This is a genomic window from Enterobacter sp. RHBSTW-00994 (genome assembly GCF_013782625.1).
In the GTDB taxonomy this organism is placed as follows: domain Bacteria; phylum Pseudomonadota; class Gammaproteobacteria; order Enterobacterales; family Enterobacteriaceae; genus Enterobacter.
Genome location: NZ_CP056199.1, coordinates 2533714 through 2557445, shown reverse-complemented (window position 1 = coordinate 2557445; position 23732 = coordinate 2533714). Strand labels below are relative to the sequence as shown.

The following is a 23732-nucleotide window of genomic DNA, read 5'->3' as shown; positions in this document are numbered from 1 at the left end:
TTAAGGTTTTTAGGTTCGATCTGCAAAGTGTATCGCACTTACACCTGCTTCGTAAAAATGTCTGCGGGTAAGTGCTGATAATGTCAGCGCATTTGATGCTTTTTGAGCAATGCCCTTAATTGATGGTAGGTCAGACCCAGCAGTTCAGCCGCCCGTTTTTGGTTAAATTTCGCCTGCTTCAGACTCTGTTCGAGTAACCGTTGTTCCTGATGGTGCTGAAACTGGCGCAAATCCAGTGGGAGTAAAGGGGCATCCGTTGGGGGTGCTGGCAACGTGCTGAGGCGGGTCGTGGGCTGGAAAGGATCAAGAATGATATTGTCTAGCTCCGTCTCACTGCTGCCATGCCGATAGACAGAACGTTCCACAACATTTTTCAGTTCACGAATGTTGCCAGGCCAGTGGTACGCCAGCAGGGTTTCGCTCGCATAGTCGCTGAAACCGGGAAAGAGCGGCAGCCCAAGTTCGCGGCACATCTGGATCGCAAATTGCTCCGCCAGCAGCATGATGTCACTGCGGCGTTCTCGCAGCGGCGGCAACTGCACGACATCAAAGGCCAGCCGGTCAAGAAGGTCAGCGCGAAATTTATCTTCAGCCACCATGTGCGGCAGATTGGCGTTGGTGGCACAAACCAGCCGGACGTTAACCTGCAAAGGCTGGCTTCCGCCCACACGCTCCAACTCGCCGTACTCAATCACACGCAGCAGTTTTTCCTGCACCAGCATCGGGGCTGTCGCCAGTTCGTCCAGAAACAGCGTGCCGCCATCGGCGCGTTCAAAGCGACCCGGATGGCGTTTTTGTGCGCCGGTAAATGCGCCCGCTTCATGGCCGAAGAGTTCAGTATCGAGAAGATTTTCATTCAGCGCCGCGCAGTTGAGGGAAATAAACGGCCCTTGCCAGCGGGAAGATAAAAAGTGTAATCGGTTGGCGATAAGCTCTTTGCCCGTGCCACGCTCTCCGATAATCAATACCGGTTTGTTAAGGGGGGCCAGGCGGGAAACCTGCTCCAGTACTTCAATAAAGCTGTTGGCTTCACCCAGCAGATTATCTTTAAATTCGGCCATGGTTAAATTCACCATTCATTAGTGATATTCACCAGGTGAGAGTAGAGTGTTACTGTTCTAAAATCAAACAGAATTAGGTAAATCAATAAGATAAAAAGTTGGCACGTAAATTGAATTATCTCTACAGCAGGGCATCGCCCGATAACAGAACTGTGAGGATTGAATTATGGGTATTTTTTCTCGTTTTGCCGACATCGTGAACGCCAACATCAACTCTCTGCTGGAGAAAGCGGAAGATCCGCAAAAGCTGGTGCGCCTGATGATTCAGGAAATGGAAGATACGCTGGTTGAAGTGCGCTCCACCTCTGCGCGGGCGCTGGCTGAGAAAAAACAGCTAACACGCCGCATTGAACTGGCTACTGCGCAACTCAACGAATGGCAGGAAAAAGCCGAGCTGGCGCTGCGCAAAGATAAAGAAGATCTGGCCCGCTCAGCATTGATTGAAAAACAGAAGCTCACGGATTTAGTCACCTCTCTGGAGCATGAAGTGACGCTGGTAGACGATACACTTTCACGCATGAAGAAAGAGATTGCGGAGCTTGAAAATAAACTCAGTGAAACCCGTGCACGCCAGCAGGCACTGACGTTACGACACCAGGCGGCAAATTCTTCACGCGATGTACGCCGTCAACTGGACAGCGGCAAGCTTGATGAAGCAATGGCCCGGTTCGAGTCTTTTGAACGCCGGATTGACCAGATGGAAGCCGAAGCGGAAAGTCACAGCTTTGGTAAGCAAAAAACGTTGGATCAACAATTCGCTGATCTGAAAGCAGATGATGCAATCAGTGAGCAACTGGCGCAGCTGAAAGCCAAAATGAAGCAAGATAACGAATAATAAAGTGTGCGGCATCTGAGTATGCCGCCGCGTACCGAAAGACAAGGAGTACACATGAGCGCGCTTTTTCTGGCTATTCCCCTGACCATCTTCGTGCTGTTTGTGCTGCCGATTTGGTTATGGTTGCACTACAGCAATCGTTCTTCACAAGGTGAGTTGTCTCAGAGTGAACAGCAGCGTCTGGCGCAGCTATCTGATGATGCGAAAAAAATGCGCGAACGCATTCAGGCGCTGGAAGCCATCCTGGACGCGGAGCATCCGAACTGGAGGGATCGTTAATGGCAGGACTGAATCTGAACAAAAAATTGTGGCGTATCCCACAGCAAGGCATGGTTCGCGGCGTCTGCGCCGGACTGGCCCACTATCTGGACGTGCCGGTGAAACTGGTGCGCGTTGTGACGGTACTGTCGATTTTCTTTGGTTTGGCGTTCATCACTCTGGTGGCCTACATCATTTTATCGTTCGTGCTTGATCCTATGCCTGATGCTGAACTGGCGGGAGAACGCGGACCAACCAGCAGCGATTTACTGAGTGCTGTTGATGCTGAACTGGCAGCCGGAGAGCGCCGTTTGCGCGAAATGGAACGCTATGTAACGTCTGATACGTTTACGTTGAGAAGTCGTTTCCGTCAGCTTTAAGAGAGGATATGAATGAATTATTCCTGGCAACAGGCGGGGCAGAGGGTTAAACCCGGCCTGAAAATAGCAGGTAAACTGGTCCTGCTGACTGCATTACGCTATGGCCCCGCAGGTGTTGCCGGCTGGGCGGTGAAGTCTGTTGCCCGCAAGCCGGTCAGGATGTTATTGGCTGTGGTGCTGGAGCCCATGCTCAGAAAACTGGCGGGTCGACTCTCTGGAAAACTGAAGTAACTTTCCTGTGGCACGCAACGGTGCGTGCCGATATTCACTAAGGTTTTATTCCTTTCACATAGCCCCCATGTCATATTTTTAAGAACACAAACGCCTTCAGGCAAAAAGGACGGCGATGAAGCGACTTAAAAACGAACTCAATTCTTTGGTCAACCGGGGTGTTGATCGTCACTTACGCCTGGCCGTTACGGGACTGAGCCGTAGCGGTAAAACGGCTTTTATCACTGCGATGGTTAATCAACTGCTTAATTTGCACGCCGGAGCGAGGCTGCCTCTGCTCAGTGCGGTGCGTGAAGAACGGCTGCTGGGTGTTAAACGCGTGCCACAGCGAGATTTTGGTATTCCGCGCTTCACCTATGATGAAGGATTAGCGCAACTGTACGGTTCGCCCCCTGCATGGCCGACACCCACACGCGGTGTAAGCGAGATCCGACTCGCACTTCGTTTTCGCTCCAATGACTCGTTGATGCGTCATTTTAAAGAAACCTCCACGCTCTACCTCGAAATTGTGGATTACCCCGGGGAATGGCTGCTGGATTTACCGATGCTGGCGCAGGATTACCTGAGCTGGTCGCGGCAAATGACCGGTTTGTTACAGGGTCACCGCGCGGAGTGGTCGGCAAAATGGCGTGAGCTGTGTGACGGCCTGGACCCGCTCGCACCTGCGGATGAAAACCGTCTGGCATTGATTGCTGAAGCCTGGACAGAGTATCTGCACCAATGCAAAGAGCAGGGGCTGCATTTTATCCAGCCGGGGCGCTTTGTCCTTCCGGGGGATTTGGCTGGAGCGCCGGTGTTGCAGTTTTTCCCGTGGCCGGGAGTGGATGCCACAGGAGAGTCGAAGCTGGCACAAGCGGGCAAACACACCAATGCCGGTATGCTTCGCGAGCGTTACAACTATTACTGCGAAAAAGTGGTGAAGGGTTTTTATAAAAATCACTTCCTGCGATTTGATCGTCAGATTGTGCTGGTGGATTGTCTCCAGCCACTCAACAGCGGGCCACAGGCGTTCAATGACATGCGTCTGGCACTGACGCAACTGATGCAAAGTTTTCACTATGGGCAACGGACCTTATTCCGCCGTCTGTTCTCGCCTGTTATCGACAAATTGCTGTTTGCTGCCACGAAAGCGGACCATGTGACCCTTGATCAGCACGCTAATATGGTGTCGTTGTTACAGCAATTGGTACAGGACGCCTGGCAAAATGCTGCCTTTGAAGGTATCAGCATGGATTGCCTGGGGTTGGCCTCGGTGCAAGCCACGCAGAGTGGGTTGATTGATCTGAATGGCGAGAAGATCCCGGCGTTGCGGGGAAACCGACTGAGCGATGGAGAGCCGCTCACTGTCTATCCTGGGGAAGTGCCTGCACGTTTGCCTGGTCAGGCATTCTGGCAAAACCAGGGCTTCCAGTTTGAGGCATTCCGCCCTCAGGCCATGAATGTTGACCAGCCGCTGCCGCATATTCGTCTTGATGCCGCGCTGGAGTTTTTGATTGGAGATAAACTGCGATGACGGAACCGTTGAAGCCACGGATTGATTTTTCCGGGCCGCTTGAGCCCGGGCAGAACGACGCGTTAAAAATGGCGAAAACGTTTAGTGGCCCGCAAGCCGAACATTTTGCACCTGTACTGAAGGAAGAGGAACTTGCGGACGAAGGGCAGGCTGAAGCCGCAGTTGAAGCCGCCTTGCGGCCTAAGCGCAGTCTCTGGCGCAGGATGGTCACCGCGGGGTTAGCACTCTTCGGCGTGAGTGTGGTGGGACAGGGTGTGCAGTGGGCTGCCACGGCCTGGCAAACCCAGGATTGGGTGGCGATGGGGGGGTGTGCCGCCGGGGCGCTGATTATTGGTGCTGGCGTAGGGTCCGTTGCCACAGAGTGGCGTCGGCTGTGGCGTCTGCGCCAGCGCGCGCAAGAGCGTGATGAAGCGCGCGACCTGTTGCACAGCCACGCCGCCGGTAAAGGCCGTGCATTTTGTGAAAAACTGGCGAGCCAGGCCGGGATAGACCAGTCGCATCCCGCGCTTCAGCGCTGGTACGCCGCCATCCATGAAACCCAAAATGACCGGGAAGTGGTGACATTATATTCCCATATGGTACAGCCCGTTCTGGACGCACAGGCCCGGCGGGAGATCAGCCGCTCGGCCGCAGAATCCACGCTGATGATTGCCGTCAGCCCGCTTGCACTGGTTGATATGGCGTTTATTGCCTGGCGCAATTTACGTCTGATTAACCGCATTGCCACCCTGTACGGCATTGAACTGGGTTACTACAGCCGTCTGCGACTGTTTAAGCTTGTCCTGCTGAATATTGCCTTTGCGGGCGCGAGTGAACTGGTTCGCGAAGTCGGGATGGACTGGATGTCGCAGGATCTTGCGGCGCGTCTTTCCGCGCGAGCGGCACAAGGTATTGGTGCGGGGTTATTGACAGCGCGACTGGGGATTAAAGCAATGGAGCTTTGCCGGCCGCTGCCGTGGATCGACGGCGATAAGCCGCGACTGGGTGATTTTCGTCGCGAATTAGTCGGCCAACTCAAAGACACCCTAAACAAAAAAACACCGTAATTCCGCTATTCTGGCTCATCAACACTATGTTGATGAGTCAGCGCATTTTCCCCTATTGATAAACGATTTGTTGATCAACTAAGGCGCGCTATGCTAATTTACTTCAACATATTGTTTAAGTCATCTCAACATTAAGTAGACGTTATGGCAAGCATTCCGGAAGAACAACACCTGCAAGCATTACTTCAGGCACTGTCGGCCGCTATTCGTGTAATGGGTAGCGTGGTGTCACGCAATACAGAAATCGTGCTTCATGATTTACGCCATCTTGATTATTCCATTGCTGAGATTGCCAACGCTCATGTCACCGGGCGCAAGAAAGGGGACTCTGTCCTGGCTGGCATGCGCACTGACAGGGCGTTTATCGATGCGATGGAAAACAGGGATGAGCCTGTGACGTTATTACTGGATTACGTGACCTGGACGCGAGAAGGCAAACCCATGCGCAGCAGTACGGCGATCTATCGTGATGCGAAGGGAATGCCCTACGCCGCGCTCTGTATCAACGTCGACAACACTGGCATAGAGGACGCGTTGCAAACCTTGTTCACGTTGACCGGGGTGACACCTGAACAGGCTGTCCGCGCCGACACCCTACCGCAGACGGAAACCGCACCTGGCAATATCGAGGGGCTGATGCAGGACATAATTAAAACGACCACCGCGCTGGAGCCCGGCCATCGTCGTACTGATGTGAAACGCGCCAACATGATGGCGGTTAAGAGCATGCAGGAAAAAGGTATTTTCCTGATCAAGGGGGGCGTCGAGAAAGCGGCTGAAGCACTGGGTGTGACGCGTTACACCATCTATAACTACCTCGATGAACTCAAAAACTACAATAAGTAGCCCGTTACCTCAGGGATCAAAAATCATGTCGTTAAGCATTAATACTCCACTTCTTGAATCTCTTCCGTTGGGCCAGCGGAATAACACACGTGTATGGATGAAAATGGAGGCCATGCAACCGTCTGGCTCCTTCAAAATGCGCGGTGTCGGGCACGCCTGCGAATACTACGCCGCACAGGGGGCGCAGCGTTTTATCTCATCTTCTGGCGGTAATGCGGGGCTGGCAGTGGCTTATGCCGGGCGAAAACTGGGCATTCCTGCCCTCATCGTTGTGCCTGAAACGACGTCTGAACGCGCCCGCTATCTGCTGGGTCTGGAGGGGGCTGGGGTGAAGGTTCATGGGCAATCGTGGGCTGAAGCGCATGAGTTTGCCTTGTCCGTGTCGACCAAAGACGACGCCTTTATTCATCCATTTGATTCCCCTCTTTTGTGGGAAGGGCATGCGACCTTAATTGACGAGGTGGCCTCTGATGGCGTGAAGCCAGACGCAGTCATCTTGTCGGTTGGCGGCGGTGGTTTGCTTTCCGGTGTGTGTGAGGGACTACAGCGTAACGGACTGGGGCATATACCGGTATTTACCGCAGAAACAGAAGGAATGGCATCGTTTAAGGCGGCGCATCAGGCGGGATATCCGGTCATGCTGCCCGCATTGACAGGGGTGGCAACATCCCTGGGCGCGCGGCAGGTGTGCCAGCGTGCCGTTGAGTGGTCCAGAGAAATGCGCATCGAACCCTGGACGGTCAGCGACCAGGAAGCTGTGGACGCATGCCTCTCCTTTGCTGACGACCACCGCACGTTGGTTGAACCCGCGTGCGGCGCAGCTCTTGCGCTGCTTTACACACAAAAATTACCACTGCACGAAATGAACGATGTCCTGGTTATTGTTTGCGGCGGGTCGACAACGACGCTTTCTGCACTCCAGCAATTTACGAAGAGCGAGAAATGACTGAAAGGGCCTATTACTACAGCGACGAATTGAGCATGCAGACTCAGGTGCTGAGCTGTACACCCGCAGATGATGGACGCTTTCGGGTTGTCCTGGCCGCGACACTTTTCCATCCACAGGGCGGCGGCCAGATGTCTGATACTGGGCGGATTGACACGGCAATCATGTTGCAGGCTGTTCAGGAGGAGGGGGATGTCATCCATTTCACGGAAAAGGCGGTTGAACCTGGCCCGGTAAGTATTCAGATTGATGGCAAGCGCCGAAGCCTCCATTCGCGTTATCACTCGGCAGGACACATTATCGCTTGTATTGGTGAGCAATACGGCTGGTTTGGCTACAAGGGTAACCATAAACCGGGTGAGGGCCGGATCGTATTTAAACCCGCCGATGTAACGCATCCCGTAACAGCAGACGATTTTTCTGTCGGCGCTAACGAGATTGTCAGTCGTCATCTTGCGCGGAGTTTGCGTGAAGAAGAGGGGCGACGAAAAGTGACATGGGGGACGCTCCCGGACTATGCCTGTGGAGGAACGCATGTCGTCAATACTGGTGATGTGGGCGAAATACTGATCACCAAAGTCAAAGCGAAAAAAGGCGAGCTCACCGTACAGTATGCTTTGCATGATCATCCCACCCACGGAACTGAAATAGTCCAATAAAGCACCAGGCTGTCAATATTTGTTGACAGCCATCTTCCCGATCACCGCATTCTGACTTATTATTTTAATGTTAATGGCTTAAACGGTGAATTTCCCATGCGTCTGGAAGTGTTTTGTGAAGACCGTCTCGGTCTGACCCGCGAGTTACTCGATCTGCTTGTTTTACGTAGCATTGATTTACGTGGCATTGAGATCGATCCTGTCGGGCGAATTTACCTCAATTTTGCCGAAATTGAATTTAATACCTTCAGCAGCCTGATGGCGGAGATCCGCCGTATCGCTGGCGTTACGGATGTCCGAACCATTCCGTGGATGCCTTCTGAACGTGAGCACCTGGCACTGAGTGCCTTGCTGGAAGCCATGCCTGAGCCGTTCTTGTCGCTGGATTTAAAAAGCAAAGTCGAGCGTGTGAATCAGGCGAGTTGCCAGTTATTTGCCCAAAGCCAGGATAAGCTCACTCACCATCATGCGATGCAGTTGATCCCCGGTTTTAATTTCCAGCGTTGGCTGGAAAGTAATCCGCAAGGAACGCACAGCGAGCATGTCGTGATTAATGGACAAAATTTCCTGATGGAAATTACGCCGGTTCACCTGAAAGGGGAAAATGAAACCAGAGTGCTGACCGGTGCGGTGATCATGCTGCGTTCGACGGTTCGCATGGGGCGTCAACTGCAAAACCTGTCCAGCCAGGATGTTGGAGCATTTAGCCAGATCATTGCCGTCAGTCCTAAAATGCGCCATGTGGTAGAGCAGGCACGTAAGCTCGCCAATCTGACGGCACCTTTGTTGATTACCGGCGATACCGGTACGGGTAAAGATCTTTTGGCTCATGCAGTGCATTCAGCCAGCCCGCGAGCGGCAAAACCTTACCTGGCGCTTAACTGTGCCTCCATACCTGAAGACGCTGTTGAAAGCGAGTTGTTCGGCCATGCCCCTGAAGGGAAAAAAGGCTTTTTTGAACAGGCAAATGGCGGATCTGTCCTGTTGGATGAGATCGGTGAAATGTCGCCGCGCATGCAAGCAAAACTGCTGCGCTTCCTGAATGACGGGACGTTCCGTCGTGTTGGGGAAGATCATGAAGTTCATGTTGATGTACGTGTGATTTGTGCGACGCAGAAAAACCTGGTCGAGCTGGTGCAGAAAGGGGTATTCCGTGAGGATCTCTATTATCGCCTGAATGTGTTGACGCTTAATATTCCGCCACTGCGTGATTGCCCACAAGATGTCATGCCGCTGACAGAGCTATTTGTGGCGCGTTTCGCCGACGAACAAGGCGTGCCGCGGCCGAAACTGTCCGCCGACCTGGGCGTGGTACTGACGCGTTATGGCTGGCCGGGCAATATTCGTCAGCTTAAAAATGCCGTCTATCGCGCGTTGACGCAACTGGAAGGCTACGAGTTACGTCCACAGGATATTCTTCTGCCAGACTATGATGCCGGGACAGTATCAGTAGGTGAAGAGGCAATGGAAGGTTCGCTTGATGACATTACCAGCCGTTTCGAACGCTCGGTGTTGACGCAGCTTTATCGTAGCTATCCAAGCACCCGTAAGCTGGCGAAACGCCTTGGTGTGTCTCATACCGCGATTGCGAACAAGCTTCGCGAGTACGGGCTGAATCAGAAGAAGGGCGATGAATAAGAGTATAAAAGCCTCCGTGATGGAGGCTTTTTTTTGAATTATTCCGTCGCGATTGGAGTGGCGCTTTCCTCCACTTTCGTATTGCCCTGAATTTTTGCGATTCTGTTTTCTACCGCAGCAACCTGATCCTTGCCGGAAAGCAGGGTATAGGTCAGATCAAATTGAGTGCTGGCGCCGGGCTGAAGTTGTTTCACGCGTTTTTGTTCGCGTTCAATCGTCACCGGGTAGGCGTAACTGGTTCCCGGCTCAATTCCTGTAACATAGCCCTGTTTATGGGTGTCAGTATTTTTCCATAAGGTCAATACCGGAAGCTGGCGTGTATCGAACTGGATAGAAGCGCCTTTATCGCCAGCTTTATTCACCACTGCTGCAAGCGTTTCATGGTTTTCATCGGCAAGGGGTTTCATATTGAAGACCATCTCATCAAAGCCTTTGGTGGGGCCTGCATAGGTCTGCCAGGTATTCAGACCGGCTTTTGCATACTCATTGAATGGACTGATACTTGATATGGGGGCCAGGAAACGAGCGCCTTCTTCCAGAATGGGGGTCCCGAAGTTACTGTGATAAATGATCTGATAATCATGCGGGTAGTCCGCATGATTGGTCAAAACATCATGCAGGCTGAAACTGTTGCTACCCGGTACGTAACGCAGTTCCGTCATCGTCTGTAAATCGGCTTTCTTAAAGGTACTCTCTTTTATCAGACCACGGATTCGGATTTCATGTGGGGCGACGTCCGAAACCTCAACTTCTACCCGTGACGCTGGCGTGTTCCCGGCTTTACCATGCAGAGTGTAGATTTGTCCGTCCGCCGTAACAGGGTGGCCTGTCCATTCATATCCGCAACGGACCATCATTTCATTGAAACCTTCCAGCCAGCCTAAACCATTCCTGCTTTCGAGGTTTATAAAGGCCGGATTGACGACCTCTTTGACAGGGGAATCCCATCCCATCTTCGAGCCAAAGCCTTCAATTCGTAACAGATTCATTCCACGGCTTGGACTTAACGTGATAGTCAGGCCATCTTTGCTGCGAATGATGATGACTTTACTGCCTTCTTGTTTGCCGCCGTGAAGCACGTTCTGTTCAATGCTGAAATGTTTATCATTGACCTTCAGCTCTTCGCTTGAAATCTTCCAGTTTCCTTTCTCTATGCTGTCTTCAGCACTTGTCAGCACCCAGGTTTTAGCCGCAGCATGGCCGGAAATAAGCACCGCAAGTACCGTTAACGCCAATTTTATTTTCATTTTGCATCCTTTTTGCTGAAACGATTATGTTCTTTTCAAGGAAAATCTAATGATTCGTGGCATTGATAAATGTGATGTTCCTCACCTGATGAGGAAATGTGCATTTTTGGCATGAAATATGAGATTTAGATCTCTTAATATAGAAATAATTGCTGTGTTATTGCAGTGGGAATGTGATTTTTGATGATGATGGCTTTAACGATTCAGCTTTTAATGACTAAAAAACCCCGCCGTGGCGAGGTTCTGAGTATCCAGTCCGTCAGAATAATGACAAGAACCGTTCTAAATCCTTTTATTTCATAACTTTGCTAAGCTGTATAAAGCGTAGCGTTGTTATTACGCTTTCAGCACATCGAGTGCCGCAGTGTAATCTGGCTCGGTGGTGATTTCATTGACCAGCTCGCTGAATACGACGTTGTCGTTTTCATCAATGACCAGCACCGCACGCGCGGCCAGGCCTTTCAGCGCACCTTCAGAAATACCAACACCGTATTTTTCGAGGAAATCAGGGTTGCGCAGTGTTGACAGGGTAATGACGTTGCTCAGACCTTCTGCGCCGCAGAAGCGAGATTGTGCAAACGGCAGGTCAGCAGAAATACACAGGACAACGGTGTTGTCCATTTCAGTGGCCAGTTGATTGAATTTACGCACGGATGCGGCACATACACCGGTATCGATGCTTGGGAAAATGTTCAGGACTTTACGTTTGCCGGCGAACTGGCTCAACGTGACGTCAGACAGATCTTTAGCCACCAGAGTAAAAGCCTGAGCTTTGCTGCCAGACTGCGGAATGGAACCTGCAACAGCAACCGGGTTGCCCTGGAAATGAACGAGTTGTGACATAGATATCTTCCTGTTTACATATAGTTAACGTCGAGGCTAGTGTATGCCAACAGCGGATAACACGGCAAACCAATTTTTGTCTCACAGGTGGCAAGGAGTCAGTGATGAGAAGCGTAAAGGTCTATGAAGAAGCCTGGCCATTGCATACCCCCTTTGTGATTTCCCGCGGTAGCCGCAGCGAAGCGTGCGTTGTGGTGGTCGAAATAGAAGAAGAAGGGGTGAAGGGGGTGGGGGAATGTACTCCCTATCCTCGCTATGGAGAGAGTATTGCCTCGGTGATGGCGCAGATCATGACGTTAGTGCCGGAGCTGCAAAAGGGACTCACGCGTGAGGCACTGCAACAGCGGTTACCCGCAGGGGCGGCCCGTAATGCAATCGACTGTGCGCTATGGAGCCTTGAATCGGTTACACAACACCTCACTTTACCGACATTGCTGAGCGTCACGTTGCCAGAATCCGTCGTGACGGCGCAGACTGTGGTGATTGGTGAGCCGGAACAGATGGCCGCAAGTGCAAAAGCACTTTATGAGGCCGGTGCGACGCTATTGAAGGTAAAACTTGACGATCGCCTGATAAGCGAACGAATGGTTGCCATTCGCGCGGCAGTGCCGCAGGCAACTCTGATTGTTGATGCAAACGAGTCATGGCATAGCGAAGGGTTAGCCGCGCGCTGTCAGTTGCTGGCCGACCTGGGTGTCGCCATGTTAGAGCAGCCATTGCCCGCAAATGATGACGCGGCCCTGGAGAATTTTATCCATCCGCTGCCTGTTTGTGCGGATGAAAGCTGCCACACTCGCGAAAGCCTGGCAGGGCTTAAAGGTCGGTATGAGATGGTGAATATTAAGCTCGATAAATCAGGTGGGCTGACGGAAGCACTGGCATTGGCAAAAGAAGCGAAAGTTGAAGGTTTTTCGCTAATGCTGGGATGTATGCTGTGCACATCGCGTGCCATCAGTGCCGCGTTACCGCTCGTTAGCCAGGTGAGCTTTGCCGATCTTGATGGCCCGACGTGGCTGGCAGTTGATGTCTCACCCGCCCTGACGTTTACCACTGGCCTGCTTCATCTTTGAGGCTGCCAGCGCAGAAGCGCTGCCATGGCCTTGAGGTATTTTTCACTGGCTTCGTCAGATGAAATGGGTGGGAACTCAGCAGTAATGCAGTGCAGGCCGAGATCTGCACACCAGCTCCCAAATGAGCCGGGTGTCTCATAGCCCACGCTGGTCACCAGTGGAAGCGCGAATGCCTCCGCCAGCCATTGTCCCAGCGCGGTATGGCGAGGATCTTCAATGCAGGCGAGTGGGTCGTGGAAAGAGACAACCCAGGCAGGGTGGAGTCGATGAATGAGCTGGCACAGGGCCTGGGTTTCAGGCTCTGACCCCGGTATCTCTCCGGTCAGTAACACGACATCACGCGTTTCTGCTGAACTGTTCCAGCGATAGACGGTTTCACCCGCTCGCCAGTTTGCTGACGGGAAATTCCGGTTTAAGTCGATCCCCCTCGCATTTGCCCTGAGTCCAAGCTGACAGCCGTCCGGATTCACAGTCAATATCACGTGGTGACGACGTAACTCCGGGGTCAGGGTACGCAGTGCGCACGACAGCGTGACGATGGATGAATTCTCGTCGCCGTGTGTTCCCGCGATAATCAAGCCACTGTTGCGATCGGCTTCAGGAGCCGGAAACCATATTAGCGGTGCGCCTAAGAATGAACGGCCGTAGTGTTCCGTTCCTGGTGGAAATGCGCCGCGTTCTGTTCTTGGTCGGGTAAGTGACATAGGAAATCCTGATTAAGAGGTCGTCATTGGCAGTGTTGTGTAAAAATCGCTGTTAATCAAATAGTTTCCGTAACACTGGAATAATGTCAGATATCAACTTTCAGGGTTAAGATATTTGCATTTCTCTGATTCGAAACAAATAATTACCCATCTGTTTTTACCTGACATCTCAAAGGGGATCTCATGAAGCATCCTGTTTCGTTGCTCTGTTCTGCGCTGTGGCTGTGCGGGCTCTCTTCACTCTCTTATGCTGCTGATATACCAAAGGGTACTGTGTTGGCGTCAAAACAGGAGCTGGTGCGGCATATCAAGGATGAGCCTGCCTCACTTGATCCGGCAAAAGCGGTGGGACTGCCTGAAATTCAGGTCATCCGGGATCTCTTTGAAGGGTTAGTTAATCAGAATGAGAAAGGGGAATTAACACCGGGCGTGGCAACGCGCTGGCAGAGTAATGATAACCGTGTCTGGACTTTTGTTTTGCGTGACAACGCAAAATGGTCAGACGGTACTCCTGTGACGGCGCAAGATTTTGTGTACAGCTGGCAACGTCTTGTTGATCCGAAAACGACTTCGCCTTTTGCCTGGTTTGCAGCCCTTGCCGGCATCAATAATGCGCAAAACATTATTGATGGTAAAGCTGCGCCTGACACACTGGGCGTAACAGCGGTTGATGCTAAGACGCTGCGTGTCCAGCTGGATAAGCCGCTTCCGTGGTTTGCGAATCTGACAGCCAGCTTTGCGTTTTATCCCGTTCAAAAAGCGAATGTTGAAAGTGGTAAAGAGTGGACGCGGCCAGGCGCGCTGGTGGGCAATGGCGCTTATGTTTTGACGGATCGCGTGGTGAATGAAAAACTGGTTGTCGAACCGAACACGCATTACTGGGACAATGCCAAAACGGTACTGCAAAAAGTCACTTTTATCCCGATTAACCAGGAATCTTCAGCAACGAAGCGTTATCTGGCAGGTGACATTGATATCACCGAATCCTTCCCGAAAAATCTGTATCAGAAGTTACTCAAAGACATTCCAGGACAGGTGTATACGCCACCACAGTTGGGAACCTATTACTACGCATTTAACACGCAGAAGGGCCCGACAGCAGATCCTCGCGTGCGTCTGGCACTGAGCATGACTATCGATCGTCGCATCATGGCTGAGAAAGTGTTAGGTACAGGGGAGAAACCAGCATGGCACTTTACCCCTGACGTGACGGCCGGATTTACACCAGAAACGTCACAGATTGAGCAGATGTCGCAGCAGGAACTTAACGCGCAGGCGAAGATGCTCTTACAGGCAGCGGGTTATGGCCCACAGCGTCCACTGAAACTGAACTTGCTGTACAACACGTCTGAAAATCATCAGAAAATTGCTATTGCGGTAGCCTCAATGTGGAAGAAAAATCTGGGAGTGGACGTTAAACTGCAGAACCAGGAGTGGAAAACCTACATTGATAGTCGTAATACCGGGAATTTTGACGTGATTCGTGCGTCATGGGTAGGGGATTACAATGAACCCTCTACATTCCTGTCGTTATTGACCTCGACTCACAGCGGCAACATTTCACGTTTTAACGACCCGGCATACGATAAGATCATTAATCAGGCAACTCTGGAAACAACAGCGAAAGCGCGTAATGCTGATTACAACAAGGCTGAAAAACTTCTTGCTGAGAAGGCCCCTATTGCACCAATCTACCAGTACACCAATGGTCGTCTTATTAAACCGTGGGTGAAAGGATACCCAATTAATAATCCTGAGGATGTGGCTTACAGCCGTACCATGTATATCGAGAAGCACTAATGCGTACTGGTCTCCCGCTAGCATCAGGCAACCATCACTAAACCCGGAACTGGCGAGGCTTGCAGCGCCAGTTTCTCTTTCTGACCATCTTCCGCCACAGCAGAAAGCATCACTTTTCTGACGGTATTTTTGACGTATTCAACAAAAAGCGGTTGCGGTAAATTGCGGATTATACCGTCACAGCCTCCCTGAAATGACGGTAGATTTGAGCAGAGGATACCGTCATGCTGACTGATACCAAGCTTAAGCATCTGAAAGCCAGAGAGAAAAACTACAAGATTGCAGACCGTGATGGCCTGTATGTTTTGGTAACGCCTGCGGGTTCGGTGACATTTCGGTACGACTATCGTATCAATAACCGACGTGAAACGCTGACCATCGGGCGGTATGGCTCTGAAGGCATTAACCTTGTTGAAGCAAGAGGAAAGCTGGCGGAAGCTAAAAAACTTATCACTGCTCGTATTTCTCCGGCGATTAAAAAGCAGGAGATAAGGAAGGTGCTAAGCTTCAGGGAATATGAGAAACACTGGCGTAAAACCTGGAATGTTGCTGAAAGTACCAAAGCCCTCAGATTATCCATTATGGATAAAGAAGTGTTGCCTTATTTTGGTAAGCGAACCCTCAAAGAGATTAGCCCAACTGACCTCCGAATCCTGTGCGAAGAAATCCGCGATCGCGGTGCGCCGTCCACTGCTCTGAATGTCAGACATCTGGTCAGTAAGGTCTTTGAATTTGCTATTGATCGCGGCGTTGAGGTTGATAATCCCGCATTACGTGTCAAGGCAAAGTCGATCGCCACGTTTAAACCAAAAGGGCGGGCATTAAGTGAACGGGAGATCGGCGTGTTCTTTAACGCGCTGGCGTAGCGCAGACGATCCAGATGTCAGTGAAATTTGTTCTTCTGACATTACTGCGAAAGAAAGAATTCCGTCTGGCGCGCTGGGAACAGGTGGACTGGGAGGAACAGACGCTTACGCTCCCGTCCTCCATCATGAAAATGTCGCGCCCACATCGCGTTTATCTCTCCCGGCAGGCGCAAGAGATTCTTGTTGCTTAAAACAGTGAGCCTGATTTAACAGAATGTGACGACAGATAACCAACTTCTGGAGAGAATCATGCGTGCAGCACTCAGGAAAGAAGAACTGATAAAGTTAGTGCCGCTGTCTTTTTATGCCATCGACAAACTGGAAAAAGACGGCGATTTTCCGAAACGTTTCTCACTGACGCCACGAGTTGTGGCCTGGAACCGGGATGAGGTGGAAGCCTGGCTGGACGCGCGTCAGCAAAACCCCGACTTAATTGAGCGTGACGCGGGGATGATGAAAGGTCTGGAAAAAACATGGGAGATACACAGGCAAAAGTTTGCAGCAAAACGTCAGCGCGCAGCTCGTGAGACAGAGGAGAGCTCCGGGCGGAAAGATGAAACGATGCCACCTGGATAACTAGCGGGGGGCGACAAGTGATGGAAGAATGGCTGACGCTGTTTAATCCGTTCTGGAATAGATAGCTCACAGTATTGTTCCCAGTTTCCGGGAATAGTGTAAAGAGTAAAGATGTTTGCCGGGACAGGGAATGACCTTCGCATTTAATATGCGGGCAAACCGGAGTTGTGCTAAGGGCGATGTTAATTTATTCCTTTCAGTACCAATATAAGCAATTGGATATCGAATGAAGTCAGTCCAAGAGGGGGCTTGAGAGTAGTTGTACACTCCTTGCAATGTAATTCTGCTCCTGACTTGAGTCATACCAGCCGAGATGTCTTTTTATGCTTTCATGAGGGGAAATACTATCACAAAATCGTCTGTGACAGGCACTGTATGACACAATTGATTACTAAAAAGGGCTTGTGATTATCACAGTCACCTTAGGTAAAAATAACTGTGTTCTACCGCAAACCAAATAGTCGAGGAGTCCATTTTTGGATTTTTCATCATAATGGCATGTAACAGAAAATGTAATTGTTTCTGCATGTTGTTTTTACTGTGGTGCATATCCGCAGTTCGCATGTATTGAGGTTATTGCATTGATTTAAATCAATAAAAAATCATATGTGTAACATTCAACCATCAAGATAGTTACTAATAGTTAATACGCCTAAAAATGACGCTATAAGTAGTTAGCAGCTCAACTTTTACCCCATGGTTTATTGGCGCACCCTGTTACAATATAGAGTGAAATTCTTAAGAATTTTCTAATTACAGTTTTTTGATCTGTAAAGTTGATCTATGTGAGCAGTATGTTCTATCATCGCTTTGTAAAGATACCTTGTGGTAACTATCACCACTGTCCAACAAAGGGAATGATATGGCAGATTCCAGCTTCCAGAATGAAGTGCCAAAAGCACGCGTCAACATCCAACTTGACCTGCACACGGGTTCCGCCCAAAAGAAAGTCGAGTTGCCCTTAAAACTTCTCGCGGTGGGAAATTTCAGCAACGGCAAAGAAACCCTCCCGCTTTCTGAACGCAGTAAGTTAAATATTTCCAAAAACAACTTTAATAGCGTTCTGTCCGAGCTTAACCCAGAGGTCAGCATTGATGTTGCTAATACCCTGAGAGGTGATGGTTCTGAAGAAAATATCAAACTTAGCTTTTCTGAAATGAAAGATTTCGAGCCTGAAGCAATAGCAAAGCAAATACCTCAACTTCGTGCCATGTTAGCCATGCGTAATCTCCTTAGAGACCTCAAGTCAAACCTCCTGGATAACGCCGAGTTCCGCAGATCTCTTGAAACCATACTGAAAGACCCGGCTCTGAGCGAAGAATTAAGACAAGAGCTGAATGCTCTTGCACCAGCCGAATAACAGCAAAATGCTTTTTTAATGGATTAACAGAGAGGATGCTGATGTCAGTGAATACTGAAACACAATCGGTGCAGGGGAACACTACTGTACTTGAGAATAACCCAGACAGCGTGTATGCCTCGCTGTTTGAAAAAATTAATCTGAATCCAGTTTCTCGCCTGGGTGACATTACTGAATATCAGGACGACAGCGTCATGGCCGATGCCTCGGCAGATGAGCGAGTGACCGCAGCCATTCAGGTTTTTATGCAGGTTATTTCAAAATCAGGCCAAAAAGTTGAGAAGCTTGATAAATCATTGCTTGATTCGCATATTGCAGAGCTTGATTATCAAATTAGTCGCCAGCTCGATGAAATTATGCACCACCCGGAGTTTCAACGCGTAGAGTCACTCTGGCGCGGGCTTAAGCATACGGTTGATCGCACAGATTTCCGCCAGAATGTAAAAATAGAAATACTTGATGTTTCTAAAGACGAGCTGCGCCAGGATTTTGAGGATGCCCCGGAGATTATCCAGAGTGGTCTTTATCACCATACTTATTCTATGGAATACGATCAACCCGGCGGAGAGCCAATTGCTGCAATAATCTCGTCTTATGAATTTGACTCGTCCCCTCAGGATGTCGCATTACTGCGTAATATATCAAAAGTCTCAGCAGCCGCGCATATGCCGTTTATTGGTTCAGTAGGACCGAAATTCTTCCATAAATCCAGCATGGAAGAGGTTGCGGCCATCAAAGACATCGGGAACTATTTTGATCGGGCAGAATATATCAAATGGAAAGCGTTCCGTGACTCTGAGGACTCCCGCTACATTGGGCTTACTATGCCACGAGTGTTGGGCCGTCTGCCGTATGGTCCGGATACCGTCCCGGTGCGCAGTTTCAACTATGTGGAGGAAGTGAAGGGACCTGATCACGAGAAGTATTTATGGACGAATGCATCCTTTGCCTTTGCTGCCAATATGGTGAAAAGTTTTATCAATAATGGCTGGTGCGTCCAAATTCGTGGCCCTCAGGCTGGCGGTGCAGTTCAGGATCTGCCTATCCACCTGTACGACCTCGGTACCGGCAATCAGGTAAAAATCCCGTCCGAAGTGATGATACCGGAAACCCGTGAATTTGAATTCTCGAATCTGGGATTCATTCCGCTAAGCTATTATAAAAACAGAGATTATTCCTGTTTCTTTAGCGCAAATTCCGCCCAGAAGCCTGCGTTGTACGACACTGCGGATGCGACCGCCAACAGCCGCATCAATGCCCGTCTGCCATACATCTTCCTGTTGTCACGTATCGCGCACTACCTGAAGCTCATCCAGCGTGAAAATATCGGTACCACCAAAGACCGTCGCCTGCTTGAGCTGGAGCTCAATACCTGGGTGAAAGGACTGGTCACTGAAATGACCGATCCGGGCGATGACCTCCAGGCTTCACACCCGCTTCGCGATGCCAAAGTCATCGTCGAAGATATTGAGGATAACCCAGGCTTCTTCCGCGTGAAACTCTTTGCCGTCCCTCACTTCCAGGTTGAAGGCATGGACGTCAACCTGTCGCTGGTATCCCAGATGCCTAAAGCAAAAGCATAAGGCAGGACAGGGATGAAAATTTATCGTCCACTGTGGAACGAGGGGGCTTTACTGTCCCCTCAGCAGTTCCAGCAACAGGCTGAATGGGAGTCTTTTCGCAGTGCCGGTGCATCAGCGCTGGCATCCCCATTCCCCTGGGGCGTGGAAAAGATTGAGTTTAATGACAGTCTTCTGTCGTCCGGTCTGATCCAGATTACGCAGTTACGTCTCTGGCTGGAAGATGGTTCGCTGATTGACGCACAAAGGAGCGATCTGCCTCCTGCACCACGTGAGTTAAATGCCAGCCTGCTGGCAGGTCTTGATGCGGTAACTGTCGTTATCGCACTGCCTCACATGCAGCCGGGTGTTGCCAACGTTGAGCAGGAAGGTATCTCCCCGGATCGACCGCTTCGCTATCGCGAGGAATGGGTGACTTTGCAGGATGCTTTCGGGTCTGAAGAAGAATCCATGGCCGTTGCCCGGTTCAATTTCACCATCCGGTTTGCCCATGAAAGTAATGACTCATGGAAATTCTGCCCTGTCGCAAGGCTGATCCGGGATGGTCATAACGCATGGCGACTGGATCCGTCTTTCATTCCTCCTGTTGCGTCATTTGCGGCAAGTCCGGTTCTTCGCGAACGTCTGGTGCTGCTCAACCGCCAGCTACGCTCCCGACGCCAGCGTCTGATGACAATGCGTCGAGAGAGTAACGAAAGGCTTGCCGATTTTGCCGTCGCCGATGTTTCCCTTTTCTGGTTGCTGAATGCGCTGAATTCCCACGCCAGAGTGCTGACGGAATACGAACGTTTTCCTTCCCGTCCGCCTGAACAGGTGTGGGCTGAGCTCGCACGTCTGGCCGGAAGCATGCTGACCTTTTCCCTGGACCATGATCTTGACGCCATACCGGGATATGACCACGAGGAACCCGCTAATGCGTTTCCTCCGCTGTTTGATCTGATCACGGGTTTGCTGGAGGCAAGTCTGCCATCCCGCGTCATTGCTCTGGAAATGTCCCGCCCGGACGGACAGACATGGAAAGCAAACCTTCACGATATTCGTCTGCGTGAAGAGGCCGACCTCTATCTCTCTGTTCGCTCTGATATTCCGGCCTGGCAGGTTGCCGATAAATTCCCTGCACTTTGTCAGGCAGGTTCACCTGATGACGTCAATGAGATCTATGGTGTTGCACTCAAGGGTATCCCTTTGATCCCGGTGAACAGAGTTCCGGCCGCATTGCCTGTACGCATGGAAAATCAGTACTTCGCGCTTGATATGGAAAGCCCCGCTGCACATGAAATGCAGGAGCAGGGCGTGTGTATGTTCTACGTGCCTGAAATGCTTGGCGCACTGGAACTTGAGCTGTTTGCGGTATTGCGCTCATGAGACAGGATATCGATATCGACCAGCTGATGACGGATACCTGGCTTACCGTCACCATGCTGAAGAAAGGCGCTGTCACGCCCAATGGCAGTGCACTTTACGACAAGTGCGTTAAACAGGTTGAAAGTGTGCGGGAAGCGCTGGAGCGTGCCGGTTACGACGAGGCCAGCATCGGACATATTTCCTACGCACAATGTGCTTTGCTGGACGAAACAGTGATGAGCCGTAAGCCTGAAAACAGCGAAGAAGGAGAAGAGCCGAAAGTTGATGAGGGTCAGGTGGCATGGCGTAAAGCCCCACTTCAGGCCCGATTTTTCGGTTCACTTCGGGCAGGTGAGGCCCTATGGGATCGCATTGCAGAGGTTCTGCGTCAGTCCTCACCGAACCCGGCCGTTTTGACATGTTATCACCGGGTAATTGCACTGGGTTTTCAGGGACTGTATGGCCTGAAGGCGGTCAGTCAGTCGCAGCGGGATGAAGTCGTCAAAGCCCTTTCTGAGCGTGTCTCTCCGCCTGATGCTGGTCTGTCTCTTGTTGTTCACCGGATGGGGAAACATCGCTGGAGTCTGATGCGTTCAGTCTGGTTCTGGATAACGCTTGCCATCATCCTGACCGGCGTTATCTGGTGGGGTGGTCATCTGTGGCTCCAGGCACTGTTGTCAGCACAAATACCGGAGCTGCATGGCTAATGCGTAGATCAGTCATTATTCCGGTTGCCCTGCATACCTTAGCCGCTGTTGCCACGTTGCTGTGGTTGCTCTGGTATTTCATCCCAACAGGAAACGTGTTTAAAGGTCTGACCACGGTGCTGATCCTCCTGCTGGCAGGCTGGACTGTTTTTAAGAACTGCCGCCGGTATCCGCCGGTATCCGACACCACCGTTTCAGCTGCTGACCTGCCACTACCCGACACCCAGGGCCCCGTTGTACTGGTATGCGGTGACAGGCTGGATGCGCTGTTTCAGGTGAGTCCTCTGCGTAAAACAGCTCAGGGCTGGTGGCTACGGGTCGATGACGTCAGCCGGTTAACGGATGTTGTCCGCAGCATACAGACGCAGTTCCCACGCCAGGTTGGTCAGCTTTCGGTGATGTACCGCTGCCTGCCAGATAATCATCAGGATGAAGCGGTTCTGCGCTCCACTCTGAAGACGCTCCGCCAGCAGAGTAAACAGATTAAATCCCTGACGGGTTTTACACCACCGGTGGTGGTGAGTGCCGAATTCTCCGGACCTGAGACACCGTGGATAATTGTTCGGGGTGACAAGCCGATTGTGTGTCCGGCAAATGATTCGCCGCAGGCTTTCATCGACTGGCAGCAGGCTGATGACAATATTACGGCGCTGCCCGCGATCAGTCAGGCATTTTCATTTATCCGTAAAACCCTGACTGATGAGCTTGAGAAGCCCGATCGGTTAACGCCCCCTGAACGAGCATTTTCCGTGGTAATGCGCCTCGGTACCGTCCTTCCCGAAACACAGTCAGTCTGGGCCGACTGGCTATATTCCCGCACCTGTTTGCAGTTTTCCCGAAAACCAGGGCAGAGAGATCCGGCAAGTTTGTTTCCGGATGCAGTTCTGCCGCTACTGTCACCCTTTGCATCAACCGTGCAGGGGGGCGCCCGTACCCGTCGCCTGATCCTGCTGATGTGGCTGTGTGCCCTGACCGCATTGGGTATTTCTGCGCTCAATAACCGTGACCTGATCCGTCAGGTGAGTACCGATTTACAGCGCTGGAATGCAATCCCGATGAACCACTATCGCCCTAAAGCAGAATCACTGGCCGCCCTGAAACTGGATGCGCTCCTGCTTGAACGCTGGCAGCGTCAGGGAGAGCCTTTGCGTTACAGCCTGGGCTATTACCCGGGCCAACGTCTGTGGCTGGCCTTGCAGCAGGCTATCGATACCTGGACGCCTCCACCAGCACCAGAACCAATACCAGTACCGAAAATTGTTCGTCTTGACAGCATGTCGCTGTTTGATTCCGGTAAGTCCGTGTTGAAACCGGGCTCCACCAAAATGCTGGTCAACTCGCTGGTCGGAATCAAAGCCAGACCAGGCTGGCTTATCGTGGTCAGCGGCCACACAGACAATACCGGCAGCGTTCAGTTAAATCAGACTCTGTCTTTGCAAAGAGCAGAGGCCGTTCGTAACTGGATGCGTGATACCGGGGACGTGCCGGAAAGTTGTTTTGCCGTGCAGGGTTACGGAGACAGCCGACCGATTGCATCAAACGACACGCCTGATGGACGTGCGCATAACCGGCGTGTCGAGATCAGTCTGGTACCGCAGGCTGACGCCTGTCGTCTGCCAGGCGCAAAACACGCGTCACAGGATGTACGTGACGTTTCAACTAAAGAAATGGAGAAGTAAACATGGCAATCCCAGTTTATCTGTGGCTGAAAGACGATGGCGGCGCTGACATCAAGGGTTCTGTAGATGTGAAAGATCGCGAAGGAAGCATCGAAGTTGTTGCTCAGGAACACAACCTGTACATCCCGACTGATAACAACACTGGCAAGCTGACCGGAACCCGTATTCACACGCCGTTTCTGTTTACCAAAGAAATCGACTCTTCCAGCCCGTATCTGTACAAAGCGGTGACCACTGGCCAGACCCTGAAATCTGCTGAGTTCAAGTGGTACAAAATCAACGACGCAGGCCAGGAAGTTGAGTACTTCAACACCAAACTGGAAAACGTGAAGCTGGTGAAAGTTGCGCCGAAAATGCACGACATCAAGGATCCTTCTTTCGAGAAGCATAACCACCTTGAGCAGATCGAGCTGCGCTACGAAAAAATCACCTGGACCTACAAAGACGGCAACATCATTCATTCCGATTCCTGGAACGAACGCACTACAGCATAAGACTCTGGCGGGCAGATCCCTTCTGTCCGCCTTTTTTGTTTTGCTCCGC

26 protein-coding genes are annotated in these 23732 nt (G+C 51.2%); 21 read left to right on the top strand and 5 right to left on the bottom strand.

Going from position 1 to position 23732, the window contains the following annotated elements; all coding sequences use genetic code 11:
• Positions 1 to 83: 83 nt before the first annotated feature.
• Positions 84 to 1061, bottom strand: a complete 978-nt coding sequence (gene pspF, locus HV346_RS12255) for a phage shock protein operon transcriptional activator (RefSeq protein ID WP_181619622.1) — start codon at positions 1059 to 1061, stop codon at positions 84 to 86.
• A 166-nt stretch (positions 1062 to 1227) separates the two neighbouring features.
• Here pspF and pspA point away from each other — a divergent pair, with 166 nt between their 5' ends.
• The 10 genes from pspA (at position 1228) to tyrR (ending at position 9413) form a co-directional block, all read left to right on the top strand.
• A complete protein-coding gene (pspA, locus tag HV346_RS12250) occupies positions 1228 to 1896 on the top strand; it encodes a phage shock protein PspA (protein WP_181619621.1) in 669 nt (222 codons plus the stop codon).
• A gap of 54 nt (positions 1897 to 1950) precedes the next feature.
• Positions 1951 to 2175 carry an envelope stress response membrane protein PspB gene (gene pspB / locus HV346_RS12245; protein WP_181619620.1) on the top strand — a complete coding sequence of 75 codons (225 nt, stop codon included), beginning with the start codon at positions 1951 to 1953 and terminating at the stop codon, positions 2173 to 2175.
• The gene (gene pspC / locus HV346_RS12240) at positions 2175 to 2534 is read left to right on the top strand and encodes an envelope stress response membrane protein PspC (protein WP_181619619.1); all 360 of its coding nucleotides are present in this window, start codon (positions 2175 to 2177) and stop codon (positions 2532 to 2534) included. Before pspB ends, pspC begins: the two co-directional genes overlap by 1 nt.
• Positions 2535 to 2546: 12 nt before the next feature.
• Positions 2547 to 2765, top strand: coding sequence for a phage shock protein PspD (gene pspD / locus HV346_RS12235; protein ID WP_181619618.1), 219 nt, complete (start codon positions 2547 to 2549; stop codon positions 2763 to 2765).
• A gap of 115 nt (positions 2766 to 2880) precedes the next feature.
• Positions 2881 to 4278 carry a YcjX family protein gene (locus HV346_RS12230; RefSeq protein ID WP_181619617.1) on the top strand — a complete coding sequence of 466 codons (1398 nt, stop codon included), beginning with the start codon at positions 2881 to 2883 and terminating at the stop codon, positions 4276 to 4278.
• Positions 4275 to 5324 (top strand): YcjF family protein, encoded by a 1050-nt coding sequence (locus HV346_RS12225; protein ID WP_181619616.1) that lies wholly within the window; start codon positions 4275 to 4277, stop codon positions 5322 to 5324. Before HV346_RS12230 ends, HV346_RS12225 begins: the two co-directional genes overlap by 4 nt.
• 144 nt (positions 5325 to 5468) lie before the next feature.
• Positions 5469 to 6170, top strand: coding sequence for a PAS domain-containing protein (locus HV346_RS12220; protein ID WP_181619615.1), 702 nt, complete (start codon positions 5469 to 5471; stop codon positions 6168 to 6170).
• Positions 6171 to 6195: 25 nt separating this feature from the next.
• Complete coding sequence (locus tag HV346_RS12215) at positions 6196 to 7116, top strand: pyridoxal-phosphate dependent enzyme (RefSeq protein WP_181619614.1); 921 nt, start codon at positions 6196 to 6198, stop codon at positions 7114 to 7116.
• Positions 7113 to 7775, top strand: coding sequence for an alanyl-tRNA editing protein (locus HV346_RS12210; RefSeq protein ID WP_181619613.1), 663 nt, complete (start codon positions 7113 to 7115; stop codon positions 7773 to 7775). Before HV346_RS12215 ends, HV346_RS12210 begins: the two co-directional genes overlap by 4 nt.
• A gap of 96 nt (positions 7776 to 7871) precedes the next feature.
• On the top strand, positions 7872 to 9413 hold the full coding sequence (gene tyrR, locus HV346_RS12205) for a transcriptional regulator TyrR (RefSeq protein ID WP_181619612.1): 1542 nt from the start codon (positions 7872 to 7874) through the stop codon (positions 9411 to 9413).
• 38 nt (positions 9414 to 9451) lie between these two features.
• Here the strand turns inward: tyrR and HV346_RS12200 are convergent, their stop codons facing one another.
• Both HV346_RS12200 and tpx read right to left on the bottom strand, forming a co-directional pair.
• Entirely contained in the window at positions 9452 to 10660 is a 1209-nt protein-coding gene (locus HV346_RS12200; protein WP_181619611.1) for an aldose 1-epimerase family protein, read from the bottom strand.
• Between the two features lie 336 nt (positions 10661 to 10996).
• Positions 10997 to 11503: a thiol peroxidase gene (gene tpx / locus HV346_RS12195; protein ID WP_181619610.1), complete on the bottom strand. Its 507-nt coding sequence runs from the start codon at positions 11501 to 11503 to the stop codon at positions 10997 to 10999.
• Between the two features lie 104 nt (positions 11504 to 11607).
• Here tpx and ycjG point away from each other — a divergent pair, with 104 nt between their 5' ends.
• The gene (ycjG, locus tag HV346_RS12190) at positions 11608 to 12573 is read left to right on the top strand and encodes an L-Ala-D/L-Glu epimerase (protein ID WP_181619609.1); all 966 of its coding nucleotides are present in this window, start codon (positions 11608 to 11610) and stop codon (positions 12571 to 12573) included.
• Here the strand turns inward: ycjG and mpaA are convergent.
• On the bottom strand, positions 12564 to 13277 hold the full coding sequence (mpaA, locus tag HV346_RS12185; RefSeq protein WP_181619608.1) for a murein tripeptide amidase MpaA: 714 nt from the start codon (positions 13275 to 13277) through the stop codon (positions 12564 to 12566). The genes ycjG and mpaA overlap by 10 nt on opposite strands.
• A gap of 183 nt (positions 13278 to 13460) precedes the next feature.
• On the opposite strand from mpaA, the gene HV346_RS12180 reads away from it, so the two are divergent.
• Positions 13461 to 15077 carry a peptide ABC transporter substrate-binding protein gene (locus HV346_RS12180; protein ID WP_181619607.1) on the top strand — a complete coding sequence of 539 codons (1617 nt, stop codon included), beginning with the start codon at positions 13461 to 13463 and terminating at the stop codon, positions 15075 to 15077.
• A gap of 23 nt (positions 15078 to 15100) precedes the next feature.
• On the opposite strand, the gene HV346_RS12175 is transcribed toward HV346_RS12180, so the two are convergent.
• Positions 15101 to 15328 carry a hypothetical protein gene (locus tag HV346_RS12175; protein WP_181619606.1) on the bottom strand — a complete coding sequence of 76 codons (228 nt, stop codon included), beginning with the start codon at positions 15326 to 15328 and terminating at the stop codon, positions 15101 to 15103.
• Between HV346_RS12175 and HV346_RS12170 the strand changes: the two genes are divergently transcribed.
• The 9 genes from HV346_RS12170 (at position 15302) to hcp (ending at position 23683) form a co-directional block, all read left to right on the top strand.
• Positions 15302 to 15943, top strand: a complete 642-nt coding sequence (locus tag HV346_RS12170; protein WP_220131473.1) for an integrase arm-type DNA-binding domain-containing protein — start codon at positions 15302 to 15304, stop codon at positions 15941 to 15943. The genes HV346_RS12175 and HV346_RS12170 overlap by 27 nt on opposite strands.
• 14 nt (positions 15944 to 15957) lie before the next feature.
• The gene (locus HV346_RS23300) at positions 15958 to 16134 is read left to right on the top strand and encodes a tyrosine-type recombinase/integrase (RefSeq protein WP_220131472.1); all 177 of its coding nucleotides are present in this window, start codon (positions 15958 to 15960) and stop codon (positions 16132 to 16134) included.
• Positions 16135 to 16192: 58 nt separating this feature from the next.
• Positions 16193 to 16519, top strand: a complete 327-nt coding sequence (locus HV346_RS12165) for an AlpA family phage regulatory protein (protein WP_181619605.1) — start codon at positions 16193 to 16195, stop codon at positions 16517 to 16519.
• Positions 16520 to 17381: 862 nt separating this feature from the next.
• Complete coding sequence (gene tssB / locus HV346_RS12160) at positions 17382 to 17879, top strand: type VI secretion system contractile sheath small subunit (protein WP_000785632.1); 498 nt, start codon at positions 17382 to 17384, stop codon at positions 17877 to 17879.
• A gap of 35 nt (positions 17880 to 17914) precedes the next feature.
• Positions 17915 to 19462, top strand: a complete 1548-nt coding sequence (gene tssC, locus HV346_RS12155) for a type VI secretion system contractile sheath large subunit (RefSeq protein WP_181619604.1) — start codon at positions 17915 to 17917, stop codon at positions 19460 to 19462.
• A 12-nt stretch (positions 19463 to 19474) separates the two neighbouring features.
• Complete coding sequence (tssK, locus tag HV346_RS12150) at positions 19475 to 20824, top strand: type VI secretion system baseplate subunit TssK (protein ID WP_181619603.1); 1350 nt, start codon at positions 19475 to 19477, stop codon at positions 20822 to 20824.
• On the top strand, positions 20821 to 21510 hold the full coding sequence (gene tssL / locus HV346_RS12145) for a type VI secretion system protein TssL, short form (protein ID WP_181619602.1): 690 nt from the start codon (positions 20821 to 20823) through the stop codon (positions 21508 to 21510). The genes tssK and tssL overlap by 4 nt, the downstream gene beginning before the upstream one ends.
• Positions 21510 to 23189, top strand: a complete 1680-nt coding sequence (locus tag HV346_RS12140) for an OmpA family protein (protein ID WP_181619601.1) — start codon at positions 21510 to 21512, stop codon at positions 23187 to 23189. Before tssL ends, HV346_RS12140 begins: the two co-directional genes overlap by 1 nt.
• 2 nt (positions 23190 to 23191) lie before the next feature.
• On the top strand, positions 23192 to 23683 hold the full coding sequence (gene hcp, locus HV346_RS12135) for a type VI secretion system effector Hcp (RefSeq protein WP_090087170.1): 492 nt from the start codon (positions 23192 to 23194) through the stop codon (positions 23681 to 23683).
• The last annotated feature ends 49 nt before the right edge of the window (positions 23684 to 23732 follow it).